This window comes from Nocardioides sp. CPCC 206348 (assembly GCF_048654705.1).
Classification (GTDB): Bacteria; Actinomycetota; Actinomycetes; order Propionibacteriales; family Nocardioidaceae; genus Nocardioides.
The window spans coordinates 35171-36283 of record NZ_JBMCZA010000236.1; the positions used below are offsets into that span (position 1 = coordinate 35171).

3 protein-coding genes are annotated in these 1113 nt (G+C 68.1%); all 3 read left to right on the forward strand.

All coding sequences use genetic code 11. The features are described from left to right. Positions 1–214 (forward strand): SDR family oxidoreductase (locus ACOADB_RS27205; RefSeq protein WP_378606456.1); only part of this gene is annotated, 214 nt, incomplete at its 5' end. Further along, positions 211–663: a MaoC family dehydratase gene (locus ACOADB_RS27210; RefSeq protein ID WP_378606459.1), complete on the forward strand. Its 453-nt coding sequence runs from the start codon at positions 211–213 to the stop codon at positions 661–663. The genes ACOADB_RS27205 and ACOADB_RS27210, both read left to right, overlap by 4 nt. 64 nt (positions 664–727) lie before the next feature. Then, positions 728–1113 (forward strand): acyl-CoA dehydrogenase family protein (locus tag ACOADB_RS27215; protein ID WP_378606462.1); only part of this gene is annotated, 386 nt, incomplete at its 3' end.

Genomic DNA, 1113 nt, shown 5'->3' on the forward strand with positions numbered 1-1113 from the left:
GCCCGGGTTCATCGAAACCGAGATGACCATGGCCACGGCAGAGCGGATGGGCGTTTCGTTCGACGACTTCAGGGCCTTCGTGGTCAACGACATCCCTGTCGGCCGCGGCGGCCTCCCGGCCGACATCGCGCACGCAGTGTCGTTCTTCGCCAGCGAGGGCGCCGGCTTCGTCTCTGGTCAGGTGCTCTACGTCGCCGGTGGGCCGAAGGCATGAGGGTCTTCAACGGCATCGCCGAACTCGAGAAGGCCGTCGGCACCCACCTCGGTCACTCCGAGTGGCACACGGTCGACCAGGAGCAGATCGACGCCTTCGCGGCGGCGACGGGGGACCACCAGTGGATCCACGTCGACCCGGTGAGGGCGGCCGAGGGGCCGTTTGGAGCAACCGTCGCACACGGCTTCCTCACGCTGAGCCTGCTGCCGATCCTCACCTGGCAGGTCTACGAGGTCCAGGGCGTCAAGATGATCGTCAACTACGGCGCCGACAAGCTTCGCTTCCCTTCGGCGGTGCCGGTCGGCTCGCGCCTGCGAGCGGGCGTCGAACTCAACGCGGTCACGCCGATCGCGGTGGGCCACCAGGTCGCCCTCAGGGTGACGATCGAGCGGGAAGGCGGCGACAAGCCGGCCTGTGTGGCCGACATGCTCGCTGTCGTCATGCCGTGATGACGGCCGGAGCGACCCCGGGCCTCGACCTCGACGTCCTCGATGCGATGAAGGAGACCGATTGATGGACGTTCAAAAGCAGGTGAAGTCCTTCCTGGCCGAGCACGACCCGACTGCGGAGGAGCCGCTGGCGTTCCTGCGCGCCCGGTTCGACGCCGGGCTGGCGTGGGTCGCCTTTCCGGAGGGACTCGGCGGCCTGGGACTGCCGCAGGTGCTGCAGCCCGAGGTCGACCGACTCTTCGAGGAGGCGGACGCGCCATCGAACCGCCCTCTGAGCAACGCTATCGGGCTGGGCATGGCCGCACCGACGATTCTCGCCTGCGGCACGGAGGAACAGCAGAAGACCTTCCTCCGGCCGCTGTGGACCGGGGAGGAGATCTGGTGCCAGCTGTTCAGCGAACCTGGTGCCGGGTCGGATCTCGCCAACGTCTCCACCAGGGCGGTGCGCGA

Coding starts and splice junctions, on each gene's coding strand:
- ACOADB_RS27210 (WP_378606459.1), top strand. CDS start 211: ATGAGGGTCTTCAACGGCATCGCCGAACTCGAGAAGGCCGTCGGCACC.